Here is a 23,516-nt window from a genome sequence, read left to right on the forward strand (position 1 = left end):
CCGGGTCGATCACGGCGTCAGTTGGCAACGGTCCGCTCATAGGCTTCCATGATGTCGGTGAAGTAGGCCGACAGCGGGAAGGGCTTGCCCTTGCTCGCCAGTTCCTCCGGCTTCACGTCGGTGAACAGCCTGGCCCAGGTCTTCTCGTCCAGCTTGGCCTGGACATGCTGGGCGTCGATGCCCGGATACCAGTTGAAGCGCTTGACGATGCCCTCGGCCTGTACCTCGGGGCTGGTCGCCATCTCGATGAACTTGCGGGCGGCCTCCTGGTTGGCGGCCTTGGCCGGGACGACATAGTACATGGGCTGGCCGGGCATGCCCGGACTGATGAGCTGCAGCTTCAGGTTCGGGCTGAGGCGGCCGTCCGCCTGCCAGGTGTAGAACATGTCGACCCACACCGGCCCCATGGCGATCTCGCCGCGGTTCAGCATGTCGAGCGTGCCGGCGTTGCCGGGGGTCAGCGTGACGCTCCTGTTGAACTCCTTCAGGCCGGACAGCGCCTGTTCGATCGCCGGCTTCATCGCCGCGTCATAGGGACCCTTCTCCAGCTTCGCGGCGTCGGCCATGTTGGCGCCGACCCAGCCGGTGACGAAGCCGACGCCCGACATGCCGCCCTTGATCCCGTTGTAGCCGAAGGCCTTCGGGTTGGCCTTCACCCACTGCGCCAGCTCGGCATAGGTCCTGGGCGGGGCCTTCACCAGATCCGGGTTGTAGGCCAGCGCGATCTGGCTGTGGAACATCGGCAGCACATAGCCGGTGACATCGGCGCCGAGCGCGTTGCGCGCGGTGTCGCGGGTCGACAGCGCCCCGGTCCTGACGTCCTTGGCGTAGGAGGCGAGCAGCTTCTCCGTCACCATCTGCCCGGCCATCTTCTGGTGGATGACGGCGACATCGACGTCCCAGTTCGCGGCGCCGGCGGCGGCCTGGGCGCTCAGCTTCTCATAGATCTTCTGCGATCCGGCATCGCCGGGGCCGGTACCGGCCGCCCGCACCTTCACGCCGGGATTCTGCGCCTCGAACTTCGGCGCCAGATAGTCGTTCACGTAATCGACCATGTTCTGGTCGCCGGCGGTCACGACGGTCAGCACCGTCTCCGCCCTGACCGGCGCGGCGGCGAGGCCGGCGGCGAGCGCCAGACCGGCGACGCCCGCGAACAGCGTGCTCAGCTTCATGTGATGTCCCCCTTCCCCTGTTGATGTCCCCTGGTGATGCGTACGCCTCAGGCCGTCCCGGTCGCCGGGAAGCAGTGCAGGGCCGAAGGCGGAATGGCGATGGCGACCGCGTCGCCGACCGACCGGCGCTCGTCGTCGTCGACCAGGAACGAGGTGGCGCCGACCATGACTCCGTAGCGCCAGCGCCCGCCGGGATAGGCGGTCTGCGTGATGCGGCCGCGCAGGACCAGCATGTCGGCCGGCGCGTCGCCGGAGCCGACCAGGCGGGCCGCCTCGCTGCGGAAATGCGCCGCGATGGAGCCGGCGGCGCCATCGGCGACATGCACGCCGCCCTCCCCGACCGGCAGCCGCACGGCGTCGTGGTCCGGGCCTGCGGCGATGTCGAGAGCGCCGTCCGTCGGCCGGGCGACCAGGGCCACGACATTCTCGGCACCGAGGAAGCTGGCGACGAAGCGGCTGGCCGGGCGGTGATAGACCTCCTCCGGCGTGCCGACCTGGGCGATGGAGCCGGCATTCAGGATCACGATGCGGTCGGCCATCACCATGGCCTCCTCGCGGTCGTGGGTCACATGGACCGCGGTGATGCCCAGCCGCTGCTGCAGCGCGCGGATCTCGTGGCGCAGCTCCATCCGGATGCGGGCGTCGAGGTTCGACAGCGGCTCGTCCAGCAGCAGGATCTCCGGGTTGACCGCCAGCGCCCGGCCGAGCGCCACGCGCTGCCGCTGGCCGCCGGAAAGCTGCGTGACGTTGCGGTCGCCCAGCCCGTCGAGCTTCAGCAGCTTCAGCATCTCGGCCACGCGGTCGGCGATGCGAGGGCGCGGCCAGCGGCGCAGCTTCAGGCCGTAGCCGATGTTCTGCGCCGTCGTCATGTGCGGCCACAGGGCGTAGGACTGGAACACCATGGCGGTGTCGCGGCGCTCCGGCGGCGCAACGGTCACGTCCCGCCCGGCGATGGTGATGCGCCCGCCGTCCACCGGCACGAAGCCGGACACCGCGCGCAGCAGCGTGGTCTTGCCGCAGCCCGACGAGCCGAGCAGCGCGACGAACTCCCCGCGCTGGACGCGCAGGCTCACCCCGTTCAGCACGCGCGCGCCGCCATAGGCGACGGTCAGATCCTCCACGGTCAGCTCGGCCACGGCGCAGATACCCCTTCGACGTCTCGCACTTGTCAGGTCGGAACGGTCTTGCATGCGTATGCAAAGCCGCCGCGACACCGTTTAGGCGCGAAGCGTGAAGGCAGAATGATGGAAGCGTGATGGTTTGATGAAAGCCGCCTACAGGCGGGCGGAGCCGCGGCGGACCAGTTCAGGCGCCGGGCGGTGCAGTACGGGCGGCGCCTTGGGATCGGACAGCCGTCGTTCCAGCATGTCCATCAGGGTGCCGACGATCTCCTCGACCGGATTGCGCACGGTGGCGAGGTCGAAACTGGGCCAGGCAGCCATCGGCGTGTCGTCGAAGCCGACGATGGAGACATCGTCCGGCACCCGCAGGCGAAGCGCCGTGCGCGCGGCATCCAGCGCGCCGAAGGCCATGGCGTCGTTGCCGCAGAACAGCGCGTCCGGCCGCGTCCCGCTCCCAAGCAGCCGCAGCGCCTCGCGATAGCCGCTGTCATAGCGGTAGTCGCCCTGCCCCATGGCGGCCAGCGGCACCCCGAGTTCCTCCAGCCTGTCGCGGAAGGCGGCGCTGCGCTCCTGCTCGGAAAAGGCGGTGGGCCGGCCGGCGAGATAGGCGATGCGCCGGTGGCCGGCGGCGACCAGCGCATCCGCCACCAGCCGGGCGCCGAGCCGGTTGTCGCAGCAGATGCTGTCCACCCCGTCCTCCGCCACCGCCCGGCCATAGAGCAGCAGCGGCGCCCCAGCGCCATCAGCCCGCGGATGGCGGCGGGCGACACGCTGCCCGCCGTCACCACCACAGCATCCACCTGATAATCGAGCGCCGCCATCGCCGCCCCGTCGAGGGCATCGGCCGGGTCGCCCCTGACCAGCAACGGCTGCTTGCCGATCGACGCCAGACCGCGGGTCAGCGTCTCGAACAGGTAGGGCTGGAAGGGACCGTCCAGATCGCCCATGACGACGCCGACCAGATTGGTGCGCCGCGTCGTCAGGCTGCGGGCGATGGCGTTCGGGCGGTAGGACAGCCGCTCCGCCGCTTCCAGCACGCGGGCGCGCATTTCCGGCGAGACGCTGGCCCCATGGGTGAAGCAGCGCGACACCGCCGACTGGGACACGCCGGCCAGCCGCGCCACATCCACCGCCGTCGCCCGCCTGCGCTCCCCCGTCACCGCTTCCTCCGGTTTCCTCGGCCGAAGCGGTGTTGTAAGGGCATCGCGGGCGGGACGCCAAGCCCCGGCGTCAGGCCTTGCGGTCCAGCAGAGCCAGCAGCGCCTTGGCCGCGTCGGCCGAGGAGGCCGGGTTCTGCCCGGTGACCAGCAACCCGTCGGTCACCACATGGGACAGCCAATCCGGCCCGCGGCTGTAGGAGCCGCCATTGGCCTTCAGCATGTCCTCGACCAGGAAGGGCACGACCTTGGTCAGGCCGACCGCCTCCTCCTCCGTGTTGGTGAAGCCGGTCACCGTCCTGCCGCGGACGAGCGGACCGCCGTCCGGCCCCTTCACCCGGCGCAGCACGCCCGGCGCGTGGCAGACCAGCCCGACCGGCCGCCCCGCGGCCAGCACCGTCTCGATCAGCCGGATCGAGGTCTCGTCCTCCGACAGATCCCACAGGGGGCCGTGCCCGCCGGGATAGAAGACGGCGTCATACTCCTCCTGCCGGACCTCCGGCAGCTTGCGGGTGGCGGCCAGGGCTGCCGTCGCTTCGGCATCCGCCTCGAAGCGGCGGGTGGCCTCGGTCTGGGCGCCGGCCACGCGGCTGGACGGATCGAGCGGCGGCTGCCCGCCCTTCGGCGAGGCCAGCGTCAGCTCAGCCCCGGCGTCCTTGAACACGTAATAGGGGGCGGCCAGTTCCTCCAGCCAGAAGCCGGTCTGCTTGCCGGTGTCGCCGAGCCTGTCATGCGAGGTCAGGACGATCAGGATCTTCATGTCTGCGAACCCTTCTCCCGTTGTGCGGTCAGTCGGCGATGCGGACGACGACCTTGCCGAAGTTCCTGCCCTCCAACAGCCCGATGAAGGCGGCGGGCGCGTTCTCCAGACCCTCGGCGATATCCTCGCGGATCTTCACCTTCCCCTCGCCGACCCAGCCGCTCATCTGGCGCAGGAACTCCATGAACTCCGGACCGTAATGGTCGGAGATGATGAAGCCCTGCATCCGGATGCGCTTGGTCAGGATGTTGCGGCTCAGCAGCGGCAGCTTGTCCGGCCCGGCCGGCAGGGCCGTGTCGTTGTAATGGGCGATCAGGCCGCAGACCGGCACGCGGGCGTGCACGTTCAGCAGCGGCAGCACCGCATCGAACACCGCACCGCCGACATTCTCGAAATAGACGTCGATCCCCTGGGGAACCGCCGCCTTCAGCGTCGCGGCGAAATCAGGATCGCGCCGGTCGATGCAGGCGTCGAAGCCAAGCTCATCCACCACGTAGCGGCACTTGTCCTCGCCGCCGGCGATGCCGACCACCCGGCAGCCCTTGATCCTGGCGATCTGCCCGACCACCGATCCGACGGCGCCGCTGGCCGAGGCGACCACCACCGTCTCGCCCGCCTTCGGCTCTCCGATCGCCAGCAGCCCGTGCCACGCGGTGAAGCCCGGCATGCCGAGCACGCTGAGCGCGTAGGAGGGATGCGGCAGGGCGGGATCGAGCTTCACCAGCCCGGTCCCGTCCGACAGCTCGTAGTCCTGCCAGTTGCCGTAGGCGGCGACCACGTCGCCCGGCCTGAAGTCCGGATGGTTGGAAATCTCCACCCGGCTGACCGTGCCGCCGCCCATCACCTCGCCCAGCCCGACCGGCGCGACGTAGGACGGCCCCTCGCTCATCCGGCCCCGCATATAGGGGTCGAGCGAGAGGAAGAGGTTGCGCAGCAGAAGCTGCCCCTGGGCCGGGGACGGCACCTCGGCCTGTTCCAGCCGGAAATTCTCCGGCACCGGCGCGCCGTTGGGGCGGGACGCGAGGACGATGCGGCGGTTCACCCTGGTGGTCATGGCGTCTCTCCTTGATCCGTTGTTCGGTTTGGGGGAATGGGGAACCGGCCCGATTACAGGGCCGCTTCGAGGATGCGGCGGCTGACCTGCGGCGTGATCTCCTCCTGCTCTCCCAGCGCCACCATGCCGTGCGCCTCGAGCTGGGAGACGATGCCGTCGATCGCCGCGGCGTCCAGGCCGTAGTCGGACAGGCGGGTCTTGATGCCCATCCCGTTGAAGAACGTCTCGGTCCGGGCGATGGCGGCCTCGATGCGCTCGTCCTCCGTGCCCTGCGTGATGTGCCAGACGCGCTCGGCATACTGCAGCAGCTTGGCCCGCTTGGCCTCCCGCCGCTCGCGCAGCAGGGACGGCAGGACGATGGCCAGCGTGCGGGCATGGTCGATGCCGTGCCGCGCGGTCAGCTCATGGCCGATCATATGGGTTGCCCAGTCCTGCGGCACGCCGGCCCCGATCAGGCCGTTCAGCGCCAGCGTCGCGGTCCACATCAGGTTGGCGCGGACCTCGTAGTTCCCGGCTTCCGCCAGGGCCTTCGGGCCGATCTCGACCAGCGTCTGCAGCAGCCCCTCGGCGAAGCGGTCCTGCACCGGCGCGGAAACCGGATAGGTCAGATACTGTTCGATGATATGGACGAAGGCATCGACGACGCCGTTCGCCACCTGCCGCGGCGGCAGCGTGTAGGTCTTGGTCGGGTCGAGGATCGAGAAGCGCGGGAAGACATGCGGGCTCATGAAGGCCAGCTTGGCGTGGGTCGCCTTGCGCGTGATGACGGCGCCGCTGTTCATCTCCGACCCGGTGGCCGGCAGGGTCAGCACGCTCCCGAACGGCAGGGCGTCCGTCACGCCGGCGCCGTGGCCCTCCAGGATCGCCCAGGGATCCCCGTCGAAGCGGACGGCCGCGGCGACGAACTTGGTGCCGTCGATGACCGAGCCGCCGCCGACCGCCAGCAGGAAATCAAGCTTTTCGCTGCGGATCAGCTCGACAGCCCTCATCAGCGTCTCATAGGTCGGGTTCGGCTCGATGCCGCCGAACTCGCGCAGCTCACGCCCGCCGAGTGCCGACTTCACCTCGTCGAGCGTGCCGGTCCGCCGGGCGCTCTCGCCGCCGAACAGCACCAGCACCCGCGCATCGGCCGGCACCAGCCGGTCGAGCTGCGCCACCGTCCCCTTGCCGAAGACGATGCGGGTGGGATTGTAGAATTCGAAATCCAGCATGTCGTACCTTCTATTGGTCTCTATTAGACCGGTCGTCTAGAAAGCGGCTGTAAAAAAGGCGGAGCCTCATCCGATCGGGCTCCGCCGCCTCCCGCTAGCCGGCGCGGTCGAGATTGAGCAGGCGTCGCGTGGCCGCCAGCGCCGTCTCCAGCGGCTGGATGTCACGGGTGATCTTCCCCAGCAGGCTGGCGCCCAGCCATAGCTGGTAGAGGGTCTGGGCAAGCGTCATGGCATCGCCCTCGATGGAGAGCGAACCGTCGGCCACCCCCTCCTCGATCGCCCGGGCGACGCGCCGGACCAACTGGGCGGTGCCGCGTTCAAGGACCGCGCGCATCGCCTCCGACAGGTCGGAGACCTCGGCGCCGAGCTTCACGGCGAGGCATTTCCCCTGCGGGTCGCAACTCGCCTGGGTGCTCAGCCAATGCTCCCAATAGCCCATCAGCCGTTCGGCGCCGGTCAGGCCGGGCTTGGACAGCAGGGTGTCGAGCGCCGCGAGGTAGTTCCGGAAGTAGGTCTCCAGCAGGGCCTCGCCGAAGGCGTCCTTGGAACTGAAGTAATGGTAGAAGGAGCCCTTCGGGACCCCGGCGGCCGCCAGGATCTCGTTCAGCCCGACCGCGGAGAATCCCTTGCCCCCGATGATGCGCTGGCCGGTCTCCAGAATGTGCCTGCGGGCGTCGATGGTATGGGCTGCGGTCGTCATGGATGCTCATATAGTCTCGATTAGACCGGTCGTCTAGTGGAGAAATCCGCTGGAGGAGCCGCCGCCGCCGCCATGCGCCATTATTCCCAGGTCAGCCCGGTGAAATGTGCAGGATCATACCATGGCGTGTCGGCGCTAGAATCGGGGATTGCTGACGCGCGGGGAGGCGACGATGAAACCCGTGATGGCCATGATGGTCGCAGCGCCCCTGCTGCTGGCGAGCGGCCCCGGCACGACCACCGACCTGCACCACTTCTGGGAGCAGACCTGCGGCGACTGCCACCGGCACGCCGGCGAGTTCGCGCGCAAGGCCCTGACGGTGAAGGACGGAAAGCTCCAGGGCAGCCACCACAAGGACAACCTCCTGGTGTTCCTGGAGCATCACTACCTGCCGCAGGACCTCGTGCAGCCGATGTACGACATGCTGCTCGCCCAGGCGGAAACCGCGCCCGAGTTCAAGCAACGCTGCGGGCGCTGCCACGAGACCGCCGCCGATCTGGCCCGCGAATCGCTGGAGCTGCGCGACGGCGTCCTGACGGGACGGGACAGTGGCCGTCCCGTGGCCGCCTTCCTTCCCCGCCATGCCAAGCTGCGCCTCACCGCCGAGGAGACCGATTTCTTCGTCCGGCTGCTGACCCGGGTCGAGCGCGAGGTCCACTCCGGCGGCTGAGCTCCGCGCCCGCCCCGGTCCAGGACGGATCCCCGATCAGTGAAAGGCGACGCCGGGCCGGGCACCCAGCCGCTTCAGCACGATCGCCAGCGGACAGAAGCCGGTGAAGGCCGCCTGCAGCATGTTGGCGCCGACGAAGGCGGTGAGCCACAACCACAGCGGGCCGTAGAGCTGCGACAGGGCAAGGCTGGCCAGGATCACGGTCCCGGCGAAGGCCATCACGATGCGGTCGATGCTCATTCCTCAGGTCTCCGGTTGCAAAGGATGATTGTCCGCCGGCCGGCCGCAGTAGAGGCCGGCCAGCACCTCGATCACCGCCGCCACCTCGGCGCTGGCGAGGCGGTAGAAGATCGTCTGTCCCTGGCGGCGGGTCGCCACCAGCCCTTCCGCCCGCAGCTTCGCCAGATGCTGCGACAGTGCCGACTGCCCCAGCCCGACCGGCCCGGCCAGTTCGCCGACGCACTGCTCCCCCTGGCCGAGCTGGCAGAGGATCAGCAGGCGCCGCTCGTTGGCCATCGCCTTCAGCAGCGCCGCCGCGGTGCGCAGGTGGTGGGGGTCTATTTCATTCATTGACGCTAATTTAGTCTTTGCTAAATTACAGGTCAACGACTGATCGCGCCAGAGGTTCATCCGCCATGCCCCGTCCAACCGCGCTCCGCATGCTGGCGGCGCTCTTCCTGACCGTCGCTCCGCTGGGCGCCGCCGTCGCCCAGCAGGCTGACGGACGCATCACGGTCCGCCCGCGCCCGGTGGAGGATCTGAAGGCGGTCTTCGCCACCGTCGAAAGCGTGCACGAGACGCTGGCGCGCACCCGCATCGGCGGCACCATCGCCGACCTGACGGTGAAGGAGGGCGACAAGGTCGCCACCGGCCAGCGGCTCGCCACCGTCCGCGACCCGAAGCTTCCGCTGCAGCTCGCCTCCCTCGACGCGCGCATCCAGGCGCTCCAGGCCCAGCAGACCCAGGCGGACCTCGAACTCGCCCGCGCCCGCCAGCTCCGCGCGACCGGGACCGGCACGCAGCAGCGGCTGGACGACGCGCAATCCGCGGTGGACGTGGCCCGTGCCCAGATCGCCGCGATGCGGGCCGAGCGCGCCGTGGTCGAGCAGCAGTTGCGCGAGGGCGACGTCCTCGCCCCGGCCAACGGCCGCATCCTGCAGGTGAAGGTGGTGGACGGCGCCGTCGTCCTGGCCGGCGAGCAGGTGGCGAGCATCGCGACCGAGACCTACGTCCTGCGCCTGCACCTGCCGGAGCGCCATGCCCGCTTCCTGCGCGAAGGCGATCGGATCCTCGTCGGCGACCGCGGTCTCGCCCCCGCCGCGCGGGCGGAGGACGGCGCCGGCCGGACGGCAGACCTCAGGCCCGGCACGGTCCGCCTCGTCTATCCGGAGCTGTCGGGCGGCCAGGTGGTGGCCGACGCCACCGTCGGCGGCCTCGGCGACTTCTTCGTCGGCGAGCGGGTGCGCGTCTATGTGGCGACCGGCAGCCGCGACGCGATCGTCGTGCCGCCGGAGTATGTCGTGCGCCGCTTCGGCACCGACTTCGTGCGGCTGGCCGACGGGGCGGAGGTACCGGTGCAGGTCGGCGGCCCCATTCCCAGGCTGGGGGACCAGCCCGGCGGGCTGGAGGTGCTGTCCGGACTGAAGCCGGGCGACGTCGTCGTCCGGCCGGAGGGAGTGTGATGCGGCTCGGCATCTCGGGCGTCCTGACGCGGACCTTCATCCGCTCGCCCCTCACGCCGCTCCTGCTCCTGGCCTCCCTGGTGGTCGGCATCGTGGCGCTCGCCTCCCTGCCGCGCGAGGAGGAGCCGCAGATCAGCGTGCCGATGGTCGACATCCTCGTGCGCGCCGACGGGCTGAAGGCCGACGACGCCGTCGAGCTGGTGACCAAGCCCCTGGAGGAGATCGTCAAGGGCATCGACGGGGTCGAGCACACCTACAGCCAGACCATGGACGACCAGGCGGTGGTGACCGCCCGCTTCCTGGTCGGCACCTCGTCGGACGACGCCATCCTGCGCGTGCACGAGAAGGTGCGGGCCAACCTGAACCGCATTCCCATCGGCATTCCGGAGCCGCTGATCGTCGGGCGCGGCATCAACGACGTGGCAATCCTGACGCTGACCCTCTCCCCCAAGCCGGAGGCCGCCGGGCGCTGGACCGATACCGCGCTCTACGGCGTCGCCGACGAGCTGCTCGCCCAGCTCGTCCAGGTCGAGGATGTCGGCAAGAGCTTCATCGTCGGCGGCCGGCCCGACCAGATCCGCGTCGAGCCGAACCCGGAACGGCTGGCCCTGTTCGGCGTGACGCTGAACCAGCTTGTCGACAAGGTGAAGAACGCCAACCGCTCCTTCATCGTCGGGACGATGCGCAGCCAGGGCGGCAGCCTGCCGGTGGTCGCCGGACAGACGCTGCAGGGCATCTCCGACATCGGGCTTCTGCTTCTCACCACCCGCGACGGCCGCCCGGTCTACGTGAAGGACGTGGCCGACATCGTGGTGGGGTCCCGCCCGGACGAGAGCATGGCCTGGCACATGCTGCCGGACGGCAAGGGCGGGCTGGTCCGCAGTCCCGCCGTCACCATCGCCCTCGCCAAGCGCGCCGGAGCCAACGCCGTCACCATCGCCGACCGGGTGCTGGACCGTGTCCACGCCATCCAGGCGGGACCTCTGCCCAAGGACCTGACGCTGACCGTCACCCGCAACTACGGCGAGACGGCGGACGAGAAGGTCAACGAGCTGCTGTTCCATCTGGCGCTCGCCACCGTCACCATCGTCGCGCTGATCGTGCTGGCGATCGGCTGGCGCGAGGGCATCGTGACGCTGATCGTCATTCCGACGACGATCCTGCTGACGATGTTCGCCTCCTGGTTGATGGGCTACACCATCAACCGCGTCAGCCTGTTCGCCCTGATCTTCTCCATCGGCATCCTGGTGGACGACGCCATCGTGGTGGTGGAGAACATCGACCGCCACTGGTCGATGCGCGACGGGCGCAGCAAGGTCCAGGCGGCGATCGAGGCGGTGGCGGAGGTCGGCAACCCGACGATCATCGCCACTCTCACGGTCATCGCGGCGCTGCTGCCGATGATGTTCGTCTCCGGCCTGATGGGCCCCTACATGAGCCCGATCCCGGCCAACGCCTCGGCCGCCATGCTGTTCAGCTTCTTCGTCGCCATGGTGCTGACCCCCTGGCTGATGGTGAAGCTGCGCCCCGGCGACGAGCCGCCCGGCCAAGGCCATGGCCACGGCCACGACGCCGGCGGCGGACTGCTCGGCCGGCTCTACCTGTCGGTCGCCCGGCCGGTGATCCGCAGCCGGCGTACCGCCTGGTTCTTCCTGCTCTCGGTCGGGGTGGCGACCCTCGCCTCCACCGCGCTGTTCTACACCAAGGACGTCGCGGTCAAGCTGCTGCCCTTCGACAACAAGTCGGAGCTGCAGGTGATCGTCGACCTGCCGCGCGGCGCCTCGGCGGAGGATACCGGGCGGGTCCTGCTGGAGGCGTCGCGCCGGATCGCCGGCCTGCCGGAGCTGGCGAGCATCCAGGCCTATGCCGGCACCGCCTCGCCTTTCAACTTCAACGGGCTGGTCCGGCACTACTACCTGCGCGACCAGCCGGAACAGGGCGACCTGCAGGTCAACCTCGCCCCCAAGGCCGAGCGGCGCCGCAGCAGCCACGAGATCGCGCTGGACATCCGTGCCCGCCTGCGGGACGTCGCCGCCCCCGACGGCACCTCCATCAAGGTGGTCGAGGTGCCGCCCGGCCCGCCGGTGCTCTCCACCCTGCTGATCGAGGTCTACGGCCCCGATGCCGAGACGCGGCGCAAGGCGGCGCTGATGGTGGAGGACGCCTTCCACAAGGTCGACTTCATCGTCGACGTGGACGACAGCTTCCGCCGGCCGGGCGAACGGCTGCGCTTCGCCCTCGACCGGGAGAGCCTGGAGTTCCACGGCGTGGAGGAACAGGCGGTCTACGACACGCTGCAGGCGTTGATCGGCGGTGTCCCGGTCGGCTACTCGCACCGCGGCGCCGGCCGGACCCCGATCGAGATCGCCGTCCGGCTGCCGAAGTCCGGCCTGTTCCTGTCGGAGCGCATCCTCGCCACCCCGGTGCCCGGCGCCCGCGGCACCGTGGAACTGGGCGACCTCGTCACCATGACGCGGGAGCAGGCCTCCTACCCGCTGTTCCGCCGCAACGGCCGCTTCGCCGAGATGGTGATGGCCGACCTTGCCGGCCGGTTCGAGGCACCGGTCTACGGAATGCTGGCGGTGCAGGAGCGGCTGGCGGCCATCGACTGGCAGGCCGCGGGCTTCGGGCAGGCCCCGGAAGTCCTGATGCACGGCCAGCCAGACGACCAGAGCCGCACCAGCCTCCTCTGGGAGGGTGAATGGGAGATCACCTACGTCACCTTCCGCGACATGGGCGCCGCCTTCGCGGTGGCGATCCTCGGCATCTACCTGCTGGTGGTCGGGCAGTTCGGCAGCTTCAAGCTGCCGCTGGTGATCCTGGTCCCGGTCCCGCTGACGCTGATCGGCATCGTGCTCGGCCACTGGCTGTTCGCCGCCGCCTTCACCGCCACCTCGATGATCGGCTTCATCGCGCTTGCCGGCATCATCGTGCGCAATTCCATCCTGCTCGTGGACTTCATCCGGCATCTGCGCGAGCGGGGGTACGGACTGCGCGACGCGGTGCTGGAGGCGGGCGCCATCCGCTTCAAGCCGATCCTGCTGACCGCCGTCGCCGCGATGATCGGCGCCGCCTTCATCCTGACCGACCCGATCTTCCAGGGGCTGGCGATCTCGCTGCTGTTCGGGCTGCTCAGCTCCACCCTGCTGACCGTCCTGGTCATTCCCGCCATCTATATCGTACTGCGCAGCGATACGCGGCCGGTCAAACCATGAGGATCGCCTTGAAATCCCTGCTCCGCCTGTTGGGCCTTAACCGAGGAAACAGCATGTCCGACCAGATCCAGATCGTCGAACCCGCCACCGTCATCGGCTGGCTGAAGGAAGGCTCCGCCACCATCGTCGACGTCCGCGAGCCGCACGAGCACAAGGCCGGCCATATCCCCGGCGCCACGCTGGTTCCGCTGTCGCAGTTCGACCCCGCGCGTGTCCCGGTGGAGCCCGGCAAGCACCTCGTCTTCCACTGCCAGGGCGGCATGCGCTGCGGCCCGGCGTCCGCCCGGATGGCCGACAGCGGCTTCACCGGGACCATCTATCGGTTGAAGGGCGGCATGGCCGGCTGGATGGCCGCCGCCGGTCCGGTTGAGCGATAAATAATCAGCAAGTCATACCGTTGACGAGGGCGCCGGTCCTCCCCAATCGCGACCAAGTATCGCAGGGCCGAAGAGGCCGGCTTCCTTGCACAGTCCTTGTCCTGATGACTTTTATACTCCTTCCAATCTGGTGACGAGGCCGGCCCGGCTACTTGACCATCGTCAAGGACGGTCGTAGGCGGAGACGCTTTATCGCTGGTGAAAAGCGCGAGGCGCTGCCGCATGGCCGCGCCAACAGGAGGAGGGAGTCTCAGATGCATGACCGCGCCGTCATGGCGGAGGACCGCGTCCGTGAGTTCGAGGTGCATCTCACCCGCGTCGGTCTCGGCCTTGCGCACCGCATGGGCAACGGGGTCGGCGGCGTGCTGCTCGACCGCTTCCTGCGCCTGCTTGCCGCGCGCCACCCGCGGGCCTTCGCCACGCTGCGCGGCATGCGCGACGCCCGGCTGCTGATCGACCCGGTCGATGCGCCGGCCGCCGTGATGCTGCATGTCGGCCCCGCCCTGTGCCTGCGCGTCTGCGACCGCGGCGCCGAGGCCGACGCCGCCGTGCGCGGCCCCTGCTCCCGGTTGCTGGACCTGATGGAGGGGCAGATCGACGGCGACGCCCTGTTCTTCCGCCGCGAACTGACGATCGAGGGCGACACCGCCCTGATCCTGGAACTGCGCAACACGCTCGACGGCGAGGAGATCGACCTGCTGTCCGACATCGCCACGGCCGCCGCCCCGCTGCGCGTCGCCCTGCCGGTGGTCCGCCGCAACGGCTGGCGCCTGCTGGAACTGATGGACACCGCCCGGCGCCTCGCCCCGCCGCCCGTCCGCTGGGGGCTTGCGGCGCTCGAACGGCGGGTCGTCGGCCCGCAGCGGGAGGCCTGAGCGCATGCGGTCCTTCGAACTGATCTGCCCGGCCGGCAACCCCGCCGCGCTGCGCGCCGCCGTCGATGCCGGGGCCGATGCCGTCTATCTCGGCTTCCGGGACGAGACCAACGCCCGCAACTTCCCCGGCCTGAACTTCTCCCGCGAGGATCTGGCGGAGGGCATCGCCTATGCCCATGCCCGGCGGGTCGAGGTCTATGTGGCGATCAACACCTATCCGCAGGCGGGCAACCTCGCGCCCTGGCACAGGGCGGTCGACGACGCGGCCCGGCTGAAGGCCGACGCGGTGATCCTCGCCGACCTCGGCCTGCTCGACTACGCCTCGCGCACCCACCCGGGCCTGCGGCTCCATCTGTCGGTCCAGGCCTCCGCCGCCAATGCCGAGGCCATCCGGCTCTACCGCGACGCCTTCGGCGTGCGCCGCGTCGTGCTGCCCCGCGTGCTGACCCTGCCGGAGATCGCGCAGCTCAACAGCGAGGTCGAGGTGGAGACCGAGGTCTTCGTGTTCGGCGGCCTCTGCCCGATGGCGGAGGGGCGCTGCTCGCTCTCCTCCTATGCGACGGGGCTGTCGCCGAACCGGCAGGGGGTGTGCTCGCCCGCCAGCCATGTGCGGTACGAGCCGCGCGGCAAGGCGCTGGCCTCGCGGCTCGGCGACTTCACCATCAACGTCTTCGGCGAGGGGGAGCAGGCCGGCTACCCGACGCTGTGCAAGGGGCGCTTCGTCTCCGGCGACAGCACCGCCTATCTGTTCGAGGAGCCCACCAGCCTCAACGCCATGGACCTGCTGCCCGAGCTGAAGGCTGCCAAGGTCCACGCCCTGAAGATCGAGGGGCGCCAGCGCGGCAAGGCCTACATCGCCCATGTCGTCGCCTCCTACCGCAAGGCGCTGGACGCCTTCGACAAGGGGATGGCCGTGCCGAAGATCGACCTGGAGGCGGTGGTCGAGGGCGGCGCCCAGACGACCGGCGCCTACAAGCGCGCCTGGCGCTGAGGAGGAGGAGATCATGACGTCCAACCAGCCTGCCCGCCTCAGCCTCGGCCCGGTTCTGTTCAACTGGCCGGTGGATCGCTGGCGCGACTTCTATTTCCGCATCGCCGACGAAGCCGCGGTCGACGTCGTGGTGGTGGGGGAGATCGTCTGCAACAAGCGGGCGCCCTTCATCGCCCCGGCGCTGGACGAGGTGATCGGCCGCCTGTCCGCCGCCGGCAAGGAGGTCTGGCTCGCCAGCCCGATCCTCGTCGCCAGCAACCGCGAACGCACCGCCATGCATGATCTGGTGGACTGCACCGACTTCGCCATCGAGGCCAACGACATGGGGGCCCTGATGCTGCTGGAGGGACGGCGCCATGCGGTCGGCCCCTTCATCAACACCTACAACGAGGCGACGCTCGGCTGGCTCGCCCGCCGCGGCGCGGTGACGGTATCGCTGCCCGCCGAACTGCCGGCGGAGTCGGTCGAGGTGCTGGCGAAGGCGGGGGGCGAGACGGGGCTGGCGGTCGAGGTCCAGGTGTTCGGGCGGGCGCCGCTCGCCATTTCCGCCCGCTGCTACCACGCCCGGGCTCATGGGCTGCACAAGGACGGCTGCCAGTTCGTCTGCGGCAACGATCCGAACGGGATGCCGGTAAGGACCATGGACGGCCAGCCCTTCCTGGCCGTCAACGGAACCCAGACCATGTCCCACAGTTATCTTTGCCTTGCGGCGGAACTCGACCGGCTGCAGGCGATGGGGGTGCGGCAGTTCCGGCTGTCGCCGCATGATCTGGACATGATCCGGATCATTCGGACCTTCCGCGATGTTCTGGAAGGCAAACGTGATGGCCGCGGGACGGTGAAGGACCTGGAGGCAATCATCGAAGGACCGGTGTCGAACGGGTTCTTCCACAACGCCGCCGGTGCCGTCTATGTCGACGCGGCCGACTGACAACAAGCTGATCACGGAGAGGGAACACGGATGAAGCGTTATGTTGCGGTTCTGGCCCTGGGATTGTTCGCCATGGCTCCCGGCGGCGCCAAGGCGCAGGACGCCGCTGCCGGCGAGAAGGTCTTCAACCAGTGCAAGGCCTGCCATACCATCGAGTCCGGCGGCCCCAACCGCGTCGGCCCCAACCTGCACGGGGTCGCGAGCCGCAAGGCCGGCTCGGTCGAAGGCTTCAAATACTCCGACGCGATGGCCAATTCCGGCATCACCTGGAGCGAGGAGACGCTGGACAAGTATCTGGCCGACCCGAAAAGCACCATTCCGGGCAACAAGATGGCCTTCGCCGGCGTGAAGAACGAGCAGGCCCGCAAGGACCTGATCGCCTTCCTGAAGAAGAACAGCTAGGCATCGGCCGCGAACGCATCCGGCAGGACACTGCCGGGTGCGTCCGTCTTTCTCAGGTTTCCGGCTCAGGTTTCCGGCGGGCTTGGCGTCTCGCCCGTCGCGGCACCGATAACAGAACCCCGACAACCAGCAGGTGCGCCAGGGTCCAGGCCGCCGCCGCTCCCGCCATCGCGTCCAGCGGATCGAGCCAGCCGGCGGCCAGCCGCAACAGAGCCGCCACCAGCAGCAGGACGACCGCGGCCACCCCCGCCGGCGGCAGCCGCGTCGGCTCCGCCTCCCGCTGCAGGGTCGTGCGGATCATCATCACGGCGATGATGATCCCCATCGCGGCGATCGCCAGCAAATGCCACCCCGCGGCATCGCCCCACCCCGGCAGCATCGTGACCCCCGCCAGGATCCAGCCGAACCCCAGCAGCAGATAGCCGAGGTGCAGGCTCCACAGGTCGGGCAGTTGCAGCACCGCCATGGTCCGCCAGCGCGCCAGCCTCGCCAGCGCGCTGGCACCCGCCAGAAGCGCCCCGGCGGCCCCGGACAGGGGCAGCATGCCGGTGACGGCGCTCAGCAGGGCGACGGCCGCACCGATCCCGCCGACCAGCTCGATCCGCGGCTGGACGCGCTGGACCAGCAGCCCGCCCTGGGCCCGCAGGGCGCCGGCCGTCGCCGCCGGGATGACCCGGCCCCCCATGGCGAGCATCAGGCTCGCCACCAGCAGGAGTCCGACCGGCATCGGGCGCGGCGCCAGCAGACCCAGCTCCGCCGCCCAGAACAGCCCTTCCGCCAGGATGAAGGCGCCGATCAGCGGACCGAACACGGCGTTGTGGCCGCTCTTGCTCGCGCGGAGAAAGGGCAGCCCGGCAATCACGAACAGCAGGATCGGGTAGGCGAGCGAGACCGGAAGCGCGATGACCGCGGGAGCGCCGGCAAGCATGACCGCCCGTCCCGCGAGCCAGGCGAGAAACGTCGCCGCCAGGGTGACCGGCGTCAGCCGGGTCATCAGGAAGCCGCCGACGACCGCCAGCGCATAGCCGGCGATCATCTCATGGGCGTGGATCGCCGGGCTCCAGCCCATCGGCAGGATCCCGGCATAGCCGGCGACCCACAGCGGCACGGCCAGCGCGGCGTAGAGCGAGGCCGCGGCGAAGAACAGCCGGTGGCCGCTGATGGCGCGGGACGGCCGGTGCATCGCCGCCGGCGCCGGAGTCCGCCCGGTCAGGATTTCGGCCGGAAGGCGCGGCAGACGGCCGGGTCGGTCTCGATCCGTCCGGCGCCGATCAGGTCGAGGCAGTAGGGAATCGCCGGGAACACCGCCATCAGGCAGTCGTGGATGGCCGAGGGCTTGCCCGGCAGATTGACGATCAGGCTGCTGCCGCGGATGCCCGCGGTCTGGCGCGACAGGATCGCCGTCGGCACCACGGTCAGGCTGACCGAACGCATCAGTTCGCCGAAGCCCGGCATCATCTTCCGGCAGACCTGTTCGGTCGCCTCCGGCGTCACGTCGCGGGGCGCCGGGCCGGTGCCGCCGGTGGTGACGACCAGCCCGCAGCCGGCCTCGTCGCACAGCTCCGTCAGGGTGGCGGCGATCACGTCCAGCTCATCGGGGATCACGCGCGGCACCGGCTCCCAGGGGGAGGCGATGATGCGCGTCAGCTCCTCCAGGATCGCCGGGCCGCCCTTGTCCTCATAGATGCCGCGGCTGGCGCGGTCCGACACGGTGACGATGCCGATCCTGACGGGGGAAAGCGTGGTCATGGCGCAAAAAACCTCAATCTCGCGGAGAGGACATCAGGGAGAGGTGACGCACCGCAGTCTCCTGCAATCGCAGCGCCTCGCCCAGCACTGTTTCGTCGCCCGCACCCGCCGCGACATCGGCGAAGGTCTCGGCCAGCCGGTCCGACAGGGCGAAGGCGGCCTGCATCGCCTGCTCGACGCCGAAGGCACCCGCGGATCCGGCCGCGTTGCCCGCGGAAGGCGAGCGGCAAAGCGCCCTCTCCTCCTCCGCGATGCGCGACAGCAGGTCGGCCCGCTGCGAGTCGCCCAGCGCGGCGAGCCGGGCGGCGAGCGCGGCATGCTCTGCCGCCGCCGCCGACAGCAGGCCGGCCGCCAGCCGGTCGAACTCCGCCGCCGACTGCGGCCGGACGACCTGCGGCAGTTCCCCCCGCTCGCGCCGGTAGGCCTTGCGCCGCTCCCGCCGCAGCAGGGCGGCGTGGCGCAGTTCCTCGGCCGCCAGCGACTCGGCATGGCGCCGCACCGCCTCGTCGGCCGTTCCCGCACTGATGTAGCTGTAGAAGGCGAAGGCGCGCTGCTCGTTCAGCACGGCGAGCGACAGCGCCTGGTAGGGCGTCAGCCGGGTCCGCTCCGTCAGCTCCTCCCAGGACTGCGCGATGTCCGGCGGCAGGCGCCAGACGAAGGCCGGCGCATCCGGGGCGGCGAGGCCGAGCTCCTGCGCCCAGCCGTCGACCGCGTCGACATGGTCCTCCTCCTCCGCCATCAGGGCGCGGAAGGTCGCCGCGGCCTCCCCCTCGCCCCGCCGGTCCATCAGGTCGGCGAGCAGCCGGTAGCGCCTGACCGCCTCGACCTCCAGCGCCAGGGCGATTCCCAGAAGCTCGTCCAGGCGGTCGACCGATCCTTGCGGTTCCTGATGCAGCAGCGGCATGGGGCCGATCTCCAGGCTGGATTGACGCGCGCACCGCGCGCATTGGCACCAAAGAATGATGAAAAATACTTTCGTCTGAATTGATCACGGTCAAGACATCCGCCGCGGATTTGCGGTTCCCTTGGCTCAGAGAGGGGCGGAGCGCCGGATATAGCCGAAAGCTATACCCGATAGAGCCGTTCGCGCGAAAAAACAAAACCAGACGGCAGCAGAAATGGCTGAATACTCCTGGGCAACACTGCGCGCGATTTGCGCCATGATTGTGATGACGATTGCAGTTGCGATCGGCACGCAACCGGCGAACGCAAAGCAGGAACAGTATCTCGGCCAGTATATTGGAAAGGTGCAGCCGTCCGATCTGGTGCCGGGTGCCGACCGCTTTGGATCGCCCAAGCCGGAGGTGCCGGTCGTTCCCGTCTACAAGGGCGACACGCTGGCCGGCCATGCCTATCTGACCTCCGACTTCGTCAACACGACCGGCTATTCGGGCCGCCCCATCCATGTGCTGGTCGGTCTGAAGCCGGACGGCACCGTCGCCGGCGCCAGGATGGTCGACCATCACGAGCCGATCGTGCTGATCGGCATCCCGCCGGCGCGGATCAACGCCTTCATCGACGGCTATGTCGGCAAGAACGTCCTGACGCTGGCCTCGCAGAGCGCTGCCACCCCGCCGGTGGACATCGTCTCGGGCGCCACGGTAACCGTGATGGTGATCGGCGACTCGATCATCCGCTCCGGCAAGAAGGTGATGCAGGCGCTCGGCTCGGCCACCGCCGAGGCCGCGCCGAAGGAGGTGAGGAGCCTCGACCTCTCCAAGTCCGGGATCGAGGACTGGCAGACCCTGGTCGGCGACGGTTCGGTGCGGCGCCTGCTGCTGACGGTCGGCGAGGTGAACGCCGCCTTCGAGCGCACCGGCAAGGCCGAGGCCATCGCGCGTCCGGAACCCGGCAGCCCCGACGAGCCCTTCATCGAGCTCTACGCCGCCCTCGCCACCATCCCCACCATCGGCCGCTCGCTGCTCGGCGACGCCGAGTACCAGGCGCTGACCCAGCGACTGAAACCCGGCCAGCACGCGATCGTCGTCGCCGCCCAGGGCCGCTATTCCTTCAAGGGGTCGGGCTACGTGCGCGGCGGCATCTTCGACCGGTTCGAGCTGGTGCAGAGCGAGGGCTCGGTCCGCTTCCGCGACAAGACCCACAAGCGCCTCGGTTCGCTGGCCGCGGCCGGCACCCCGGATTTCCCGGAGATCGGCCTGTTCGTCCTGCCCGAAGGATCGGAGTTCGATCCGGCGGAGCCGTGGCGCCTGCAGCTTCTGGTCCAACGCGCCACCGCCGCCCTCGACAAGGCCTTCGTCACCTTCGACCTCGGCTACCAGCCGCCCGAGAAGTACCTGAAGATCGAGCGCGTGGCCGCCCCGGCCGCCCCGGCCGCCGCCGCCATGGCCGCACCGCAGGCCGTCTCCGATCCGGTGGAGCCCGAGGCGACCGGCGAGACGCCGCTGTGGCAGCGCATCTGGCAGAACCGCCTCGTCGACATCGCCATCCTGATCGCCGCGATCACGCTGCTGACCGCAATCTTCTTCTTCCAGGACCAGCTCGTGAAACGCCCGGTCCTCTACGACCGGCTGCGTACCGGCTTCCTGGTCTTCACGCTGATTTGGCTCGGCTGGTACGCCACGGCGCAGATCTCGGTCGTCAACATCCTGACCTTCGCCAACGCGCTACGCACCGACTTCCGCTGGGACTACTTCCTGATGGACCCGCTGGTGTTCATCCTGTGGTTCTCGGTGGCGGCCTCGCTGCTGTTCTGGGGGCGCGGCGCCTTCTGCGGCTGGCTCTGCCCCTTCGGCGCCCTGCAGGAACTGGCCTCCAAGGCGGCGAAGCGGCTGGGCGTGCGCCAGATCACCGTCCCCTTCGCCCTGCACCAGCGCCTGTGGCCGATCAAGTACATGATCTTCCTGCTGCTGTTCGGCCTGTCGCTCTATTCGCTGGCGACGGCGGAGAAGGCGGCGGAGGTCGAGCCCTTCAAGACCGCGATCATCCTGCACTTCATCCGCGACTGGTGGTTCGTCCTGTTCGCGGTGGCGCTGCTCGCCGCCGGGCTGTTCATCGAGCGCTTCTTCTGCCGCTACCTCTGCCCGCTCGGGGCGGCGCTCGCCATCCCCGGCCGCATGCGGATGTTCGACTGGCTGCTGCGCTACAAGGAATGCGGCAACCCCTGCCGGCGCTGCGCCAACGAGTGCCCGGTACAGGCGATCCACCCGGACGGGTCGATCAACCCCAACGAATGCATCCAGTGCCTCCACTGCCAGGTGCTCTACCACCACGACCGCAAATGCCCGGTGGTGATCCAGAAGCGCCTGAAGCGGGAGCGCCGCAACGCTACGCCGCAGGACGGCGAGCCGGCATCCGTGCCGAAGCCCCGCTCCGCCGTCCTGTCCACCGATCCTGCCACCGGGCACCTGTCCGCCCGGCCGGAAGGAGCCTGACCCCCAGCGGGTCCATCCACAAGAGCCCTTCGGAAGGGACCTTCCCACCAGGGACATCATTAGGAGCAGAGAATGTCGAAAGAGATGGCGAAGCAGACGGGCGTGAACCGTCGCGACCTGCTGGGCGGGACGGCGAAGGCGGCGGCTCTCGCCGGTCTTGCCGGTGCCGTTGGCGGCGCTGCGGCGACCGGCATCGGCGGCAACCTGCTGGGCGCGTCGTCCGCCAGCGCGGCGACCGCGGCCCCGGGCAAGCAGGCCTACGAGGTCAAGCCCGGCGACCTCGACGAATACTACGTCTTCCATTCCGGCGGCCATTCGGGCGAGCTGCGCATCCTCGGCCTTCCCAGCATGCGCGAGCTGCACCGCATCCCGGTGTTCAACCGCTGCAGCGCCTCGGGCTGGGGCCTCACCAACGAGAGCCGCAAGATCCTGACCGAAGGCCTGTCGGAGGAGACCCGGAAGTATCTGGCGAACCACGGCGGCAACTGGCTGAACGGCGACCTGCACCACCCGCACATGTCCTTCACGGACGGCACCTATGACGGGCGCTACATCTTCGTGAACGACAAGGCGAACACCCGCGTCGCCCGCATCCGGGCCGACATCATGAAGGTCGACAAGGTCATCGAGATCCCGAACGTCTCGGCGATCCACGGCCTGCGCCTGCAGAAGTACCCGCGCACCGGCTACGTCTTCGCCAACGCCGAGCAACTGATCCCGTCGCCCAACGACGGCAGGAACATCGACCCGAAGAAGTACCGCACCCACTTCTCGGCCATCGACGGCGACACCATGAAGGTGGCATGGCAGGTGCTGGTGGACGGCAACCTCGACAACACCGAGGCCGACTACCAGGGCAAGTACGCCTACTCCACCTGCTACAACTCCGAGGCCGGCGTCACCACGGCGGAGATGACGGCGAACGAGCAGGACTGGATCGTCGTCTTCAACATCAAGCGCATCGAAGAGGCGGTGAAGGCCGGCAAGGCCCAGATCGTCAACGGCGTGCCGGTGGTCGACGGCCGTCACGGCTCGCCCTTCACCCGCTACGTGCCGATCCCCAACAGCCCGCACGGCATCAACGCCGCGCCGGACGGGATCCACGTCACCGTCAACGGCAAGCTGTCGCCGACGGTGTCGGTGATGGACGTGCGCCTGCTGGACGACCTGTTCGACGACAGGATCAAGCCGCGCGACGTCATCGTCGCGGAGCCGCAGGTCGGCCTCGGCCCGCTGCACACCGCCTATGACGGCCGCGGCAACGCCTACACCACCCTGTTCCTCGACAGCCAGGTTGTGAAGTGGAACATCGACAAGGCCCGCCGCGCCTTCAAGGGCGAGAAGGTCGACCCGATCGTCCAGAAGCTCGACGTCCACTACCAGCCGGGCCATCTGCACTCCTCGATGGGCCAGACCAAGGAGGCAGACGGCAAGTGGCTGATCGTGCTGAACAAGTTCTCCAAGGACCGCTTCCTCAACGTCGGACCGAGCAAGCCGGAGAACGACCAGCTCATCGACATCTCGGGCGACGAGATGAAGCTGGTGCATGACGGCCCGACCTATGCCGAACCGCACGACACGCTGATCGTCCACCGCTCCAAGGTGAATCCGAAGAGCATCTTCACCCGCGACGACCCGATGTGGGAGGACGCCCGCCAGCAGGCCAAGAAGGACGGCGTGGTGCTGGAGGACGACGCCAAGGTCATCCGTGACGGCAACAAGGTCCGCGTCTACATGTGGCAGCGCGCCCCCGCCTTCGGGCTGGAGGAGTTCACGGTCAAGCAGGGCGACGAGGTCACCGTCTACATCACCAACATGGACGATGTGGACGACCTGACGCACGGCTTCACGCTCAGCAACCACGGCATCGCCATGGAGATCGGGCCGCAGCAGACCTCCTCGGTGACCTTCGTCGCCGAGCGGCCGGGCGTGCACTGGTACTACTGCCAGTGGTTCTGCCATGCCCTGCACATGGAGATGGGCGGCCGCATGATCGTCGAGCCGCGCAACACCTGACGTGCTCCGGCCCTCCCGTCCCGTAAGGGCGGGAGGGCCCC

At 69.2% G+C, this 23,516-nt stretch carries 22 protein-coding genes and 1 pseudogene; 10 read left to right on the forward strand and 13 right to left on the reverse strand.

The features are described from left to right. Positions 1-17 precede the first annotated feature (17 nt). The 8 genes and pseudogenes from DEW08_RS21405 to DEW08_RS21435 form a co-directional block, all read right to left on the reverse strand. Positions 18-1,172 carry an extracellular solute-binding protein gene (locus tag DEW08_RS21405; RefSeq protein ID WP_109331170.1) on the reverse strand — a complete coding sequence of 385 codons (1,155 nt, stop codon included), beginning with the start codon at positions 1,170-1,172 and terminating at the stop codon, positions 18-20. A 47-nt stretch (positions 1,173-1,219) separates the two neighbouring features. Beyond that, positions 1,220-2,308, reverse strand: a complete 1,089-nt coding sequence (locus tag DEW08_RS21410) for an ABC transporter ATP-binding protein (protein WP_245986833.1) — start codon at positions 2,306-2,308, stop codon at positions 1,220-1,222. Positions 2,309-2,446: 138 nt separating this feature from the next. After that, positions 2,447-2,983: a substrate-binding domain-containing protein gene (locus tag DEW08_RS31315; protein ID WP_168220474.1), complete on the reverse strand. Its 537-nt coding sequence runs from the start codon at positions 2,981-2,983 to the stop codon at positions 2,447-2,449. Between the two features lie 368 nt (positions 2,984-3,351). Continuing rightward, positions 3,352-3,453 (reverse strand): annotated as a pseudogene (locus tag DEW08_RS33900) (LacI family DNA-binding transcriptional regulator); the annotation flags it as partial. Between the two features lie 70 nt (positions 3,454-3,523). Then, entirely contained in the window at positions 3,524-4,210 is a 687-nt protein-coding gene (locus tag DEW08_RS21420; RefSeq protein ID WP_109331180.1) for a type 1 glutamine amidotransferase domain-containing protein, read from the reverse strand. A gap of 28 nt (positions 4,211-4,238) precedes the next feature. Continuing rightward, positions 4,239-5,264 (reverse strand): NADP-dependent oxidoreductase, encoded by a 1,026-nt coding sequence (locus DEW08_RS21425; RefSeq protein WP_109331181.1) that lies wholly within the window; start codon positions 5,262-5,264, stop codon positions 4,239-4,241. 53 nt (positions 5,265-5,317) lie between these two features. Then, entirely contained in the window at positions 5,318-6,475 is a 1,158-nt protein-coding gene (locus DEW08_RS21430; RefSeq protein WP_109331182.1) for an iron-containing alcohol dehydrogenase, read from the reverse strand. A 94-nt stretch (positions 6,476-6,569) separates the two neighbouring features. Further along, positions 6,570-7,175 (reverse strand): TetR/AcrR family transcriptional regulator, encoded by a 606-nt coding sequence (locus DEW08_RS21435; protein WP_109331183.1) that lies wholly within the window; start codon positions 7,173-7,175, stop codon positions 6,570-6,572. 172 nt (positions 7,176-7,347) lie between these two features. Here DEW08_RS21435 and DEW08_RS21440 point away from each other — a divergent pair, with 172 nt between their 5' ends. After that, positions 7,348-7,845, forward strand: a complete 498-nt coding sequence (locus tag DEW08_RS21440; protein WP_146214750.1) for a hypothetical protein — start codon at positions 7,348-7,350, stop codon at positions 7,843-7,845. Positions 7,846-7,881: 36 nt separating this feature from the next. On the opposite strand, the gene DEW08_RS21445 is transcribed toward DEW08_RS21440, so the two are convergent. Together DEW08_RS21445 and DEW08_RS21450 are read right to left on the reverse strand one after the other, a co-directional pair. Further along, the gene (locus DEW08_RS21445; RefSeq protein WP_109331185.1) at positions 7,882-8,085 is read right to left on the reverse strand and encodes a YgaP family membrane protein; all 204 of its coding nucleotides are present in this window, start codon (positions 8,083-8,085) and stop codon (positions 7,882-7,884) included. Between the two features lie 3 nt (positions 8,086-8,088). Next, positions 8,089-8,415: an ArsR/SmtB family transcription factor gene (locus DEW08_RS21450; RefSeq protein ID WP_109331203.1), complete on the reverse strand. Its 327-nt coding sequence runs from the start codon at positions 8,413-8,415 to the stop codon at positions 8,089-8,091. Positions 8,416-8,480: 65 nt separating this feature from the next. Between DEW08_RS21450 and DEW08_RS21455 the strand changes: the two genes are divergently transcribed. The 7 genes from DEW08_RS21455 to DEW08_RS21485 all read left to right on the forward strand — a co-directional run bounded on the left by DEW08_RS21455 (position 8,481) and on the right by DEW08_RS21485 (position 16,318). Then, positions 8,481-9,527 (forward strand): efflux RND transporter periplasmic adaptor subunit, encoded by a 1,047-nt coding sequence (locus DEW08_RS21455; RefSeq protein WP_109331204.1) that lies wholly within the window; start codon positions 8,481-8,483, stop codon positions 9,525-9,527. After that, positions 9,527-12,742 (forward strand): efflux RND transporter permease subunit, encoded by a 3,216-nt coding sequence (locus DEW08_RS21460; protein WP_109331205.1) that lies wholly within the window; start codon positions 9,527-9,529, stop codon positions 12,740-12,742. Before DEW08_RS21455 ends, DEW08_RS21460 begins: the two co-directional genes overlap by 1 nt. A gap of 53 nt (positions 12,743-12,795) precedes the next feature. Continuing rightward, positions 12,796-13,119, forward strand: coding sequence for a rhodanese-like domain-containing protein (locus DEW08_RS21465; protein ID WP_245986834.1), 324 nt, complete (start codon positions 12,796-12,798; stop codon positions 13,117-13,119). 254 nt (positions 13,120-13,373) lie between these two features. Beyond that, positions 13,374-13,994 (forward strand): ubiquinone anaerobic biosynthesis accessory factor UbiT, encoded by a 621-nt coding sequence (ubiT, locus tag DEW08_RS21470; protein WP_109331207.1) that lies wholly within the window; start codon positions 13,374-13,376, stop codon positions 13,992-13,994. 4 nt (positions 13,995-13,998) lie between these two features. Next, positions 13,999-14,985, forward strand: coding sequence for a ubiquinone anaerobic biosynthesis protein UbiU (ubiU, locus tag DEW08_RS21475; protein ID WP_109331208.1), 987 nt, complete (start codon positions 13,999-14,001; stop codon positions 14,983-14,985). A 13-nt stretch (positions 14,986-14,998) separates the two neighbouring features. After that, positions 14,999-15,916, forward strand: coding sequence for a ubiquinone anaerobic biosynthesis protein UbiV (gene ubiV, locus DEW08_RS21480; RefSeq protein WP_109331209.1), 918 nt, complete (start codon positions 14,999-15,001; stop codon positions 15,914-15,916). 30 nt (positions 15,917-15,946) lie between these two features. Next, positions 15,947-16,318, forward strand: a complete 372-nt coding sequence (locus tag DEW08_RS21485; protein WP_109331210.1) for a c-type cytochrome — start codon at positions 15,947-15,949, stop codon at positions 16,316-16,318. A 52-nt stretch (positions 16,319-16,370) separates the two neighbouring features. Here the strand turns inward: DEW08_RS21485 and DEW08_RS21490 are convergent, their stop codons facing one another. From DEW08_RS21490 to DEW08_RS21500, 3 genes are read right to left on the reverse strand one after another with little or no spacing between them, the layout of a single operon-like run. Beyond that, positions 16,371-17,501, reverse strand: a complete 1,131-nt coding sequence (locus DEW08_RS21490; protein WP_109331211.1) for an NnrS family protein — start codon at positions 17,499-17,501, stop codon at positions 16,371-16,373. A 26-nt stretch (positions 17,502-17,527) separates the two neighbouring features. Next, positions 17,528-18,067 (reverse strand): molybdopterin adenylyltransferase, encoded by a 540-nt coding sequence (gene mog / locus DEW08_RS21495; protein ID WP_109331212.1) that lies wholly within the window; start codon positions 18,065-18,067, stop codon positions 17,528-17,530. A 13-nt stretch (positions 18,068-18,080) separates the two neighbouring features. Continuing rightward, positions 18,081-18,971, reverse strand: coding sequence for a ferritin-like domain-containing protein (locus tag DEW08_RS21500; protein ID WP_109331213.1), 891 nt, complete (start codon positions 18,969-18,971; stop codon positions 18,081-18,083). A 265-nt stretch (positions 18,972-19,236) separates the two neighbouring features. On the opposite strand from DEW08_RS21500, the gene DEW08_RS21505 reads away from it, so the two are divergent. Both DEW08_RS21505 and nosZ read left to right on the forward strand, forming a co-directional pair. Next, positions 19,237-21,459 (forward strand): NosR/NirI family protein, encoded by a 2,223-nt coding sequence (locus tag DEW08_RS21505; protein WP_168220475.1) that lies wholly within the window; start codon positions 19,237-19,239, stop codon positions 21,457-21,459. Positions 21,460-21,531: 72 nt separating this feature from the next. Continuing rightward, positions 21,532-23,475: a TAT-dependent nitrous-oxide reductase gene (gene nosZ, locus DEW08_RS21510; RefSeq protein ID WP_109331229.1), complete on the forward strand. Its 1,944-nt coding sequence runs from the start codon at positions 21,532-21,534 to the stop codon at positions 23,473-23,475. Positions 23,476-23,516: the final 41 nt, after the last annotated feature.

The organism is Azospirillum thermophilum (genome assembly GCF_003130795.1).
GTDB lineage: Bacteria > Pseudomonadota > Alphaproteobacteria > Azospirillales > Azospirillaceae > Azospirillum > Azospirillum thermophilum.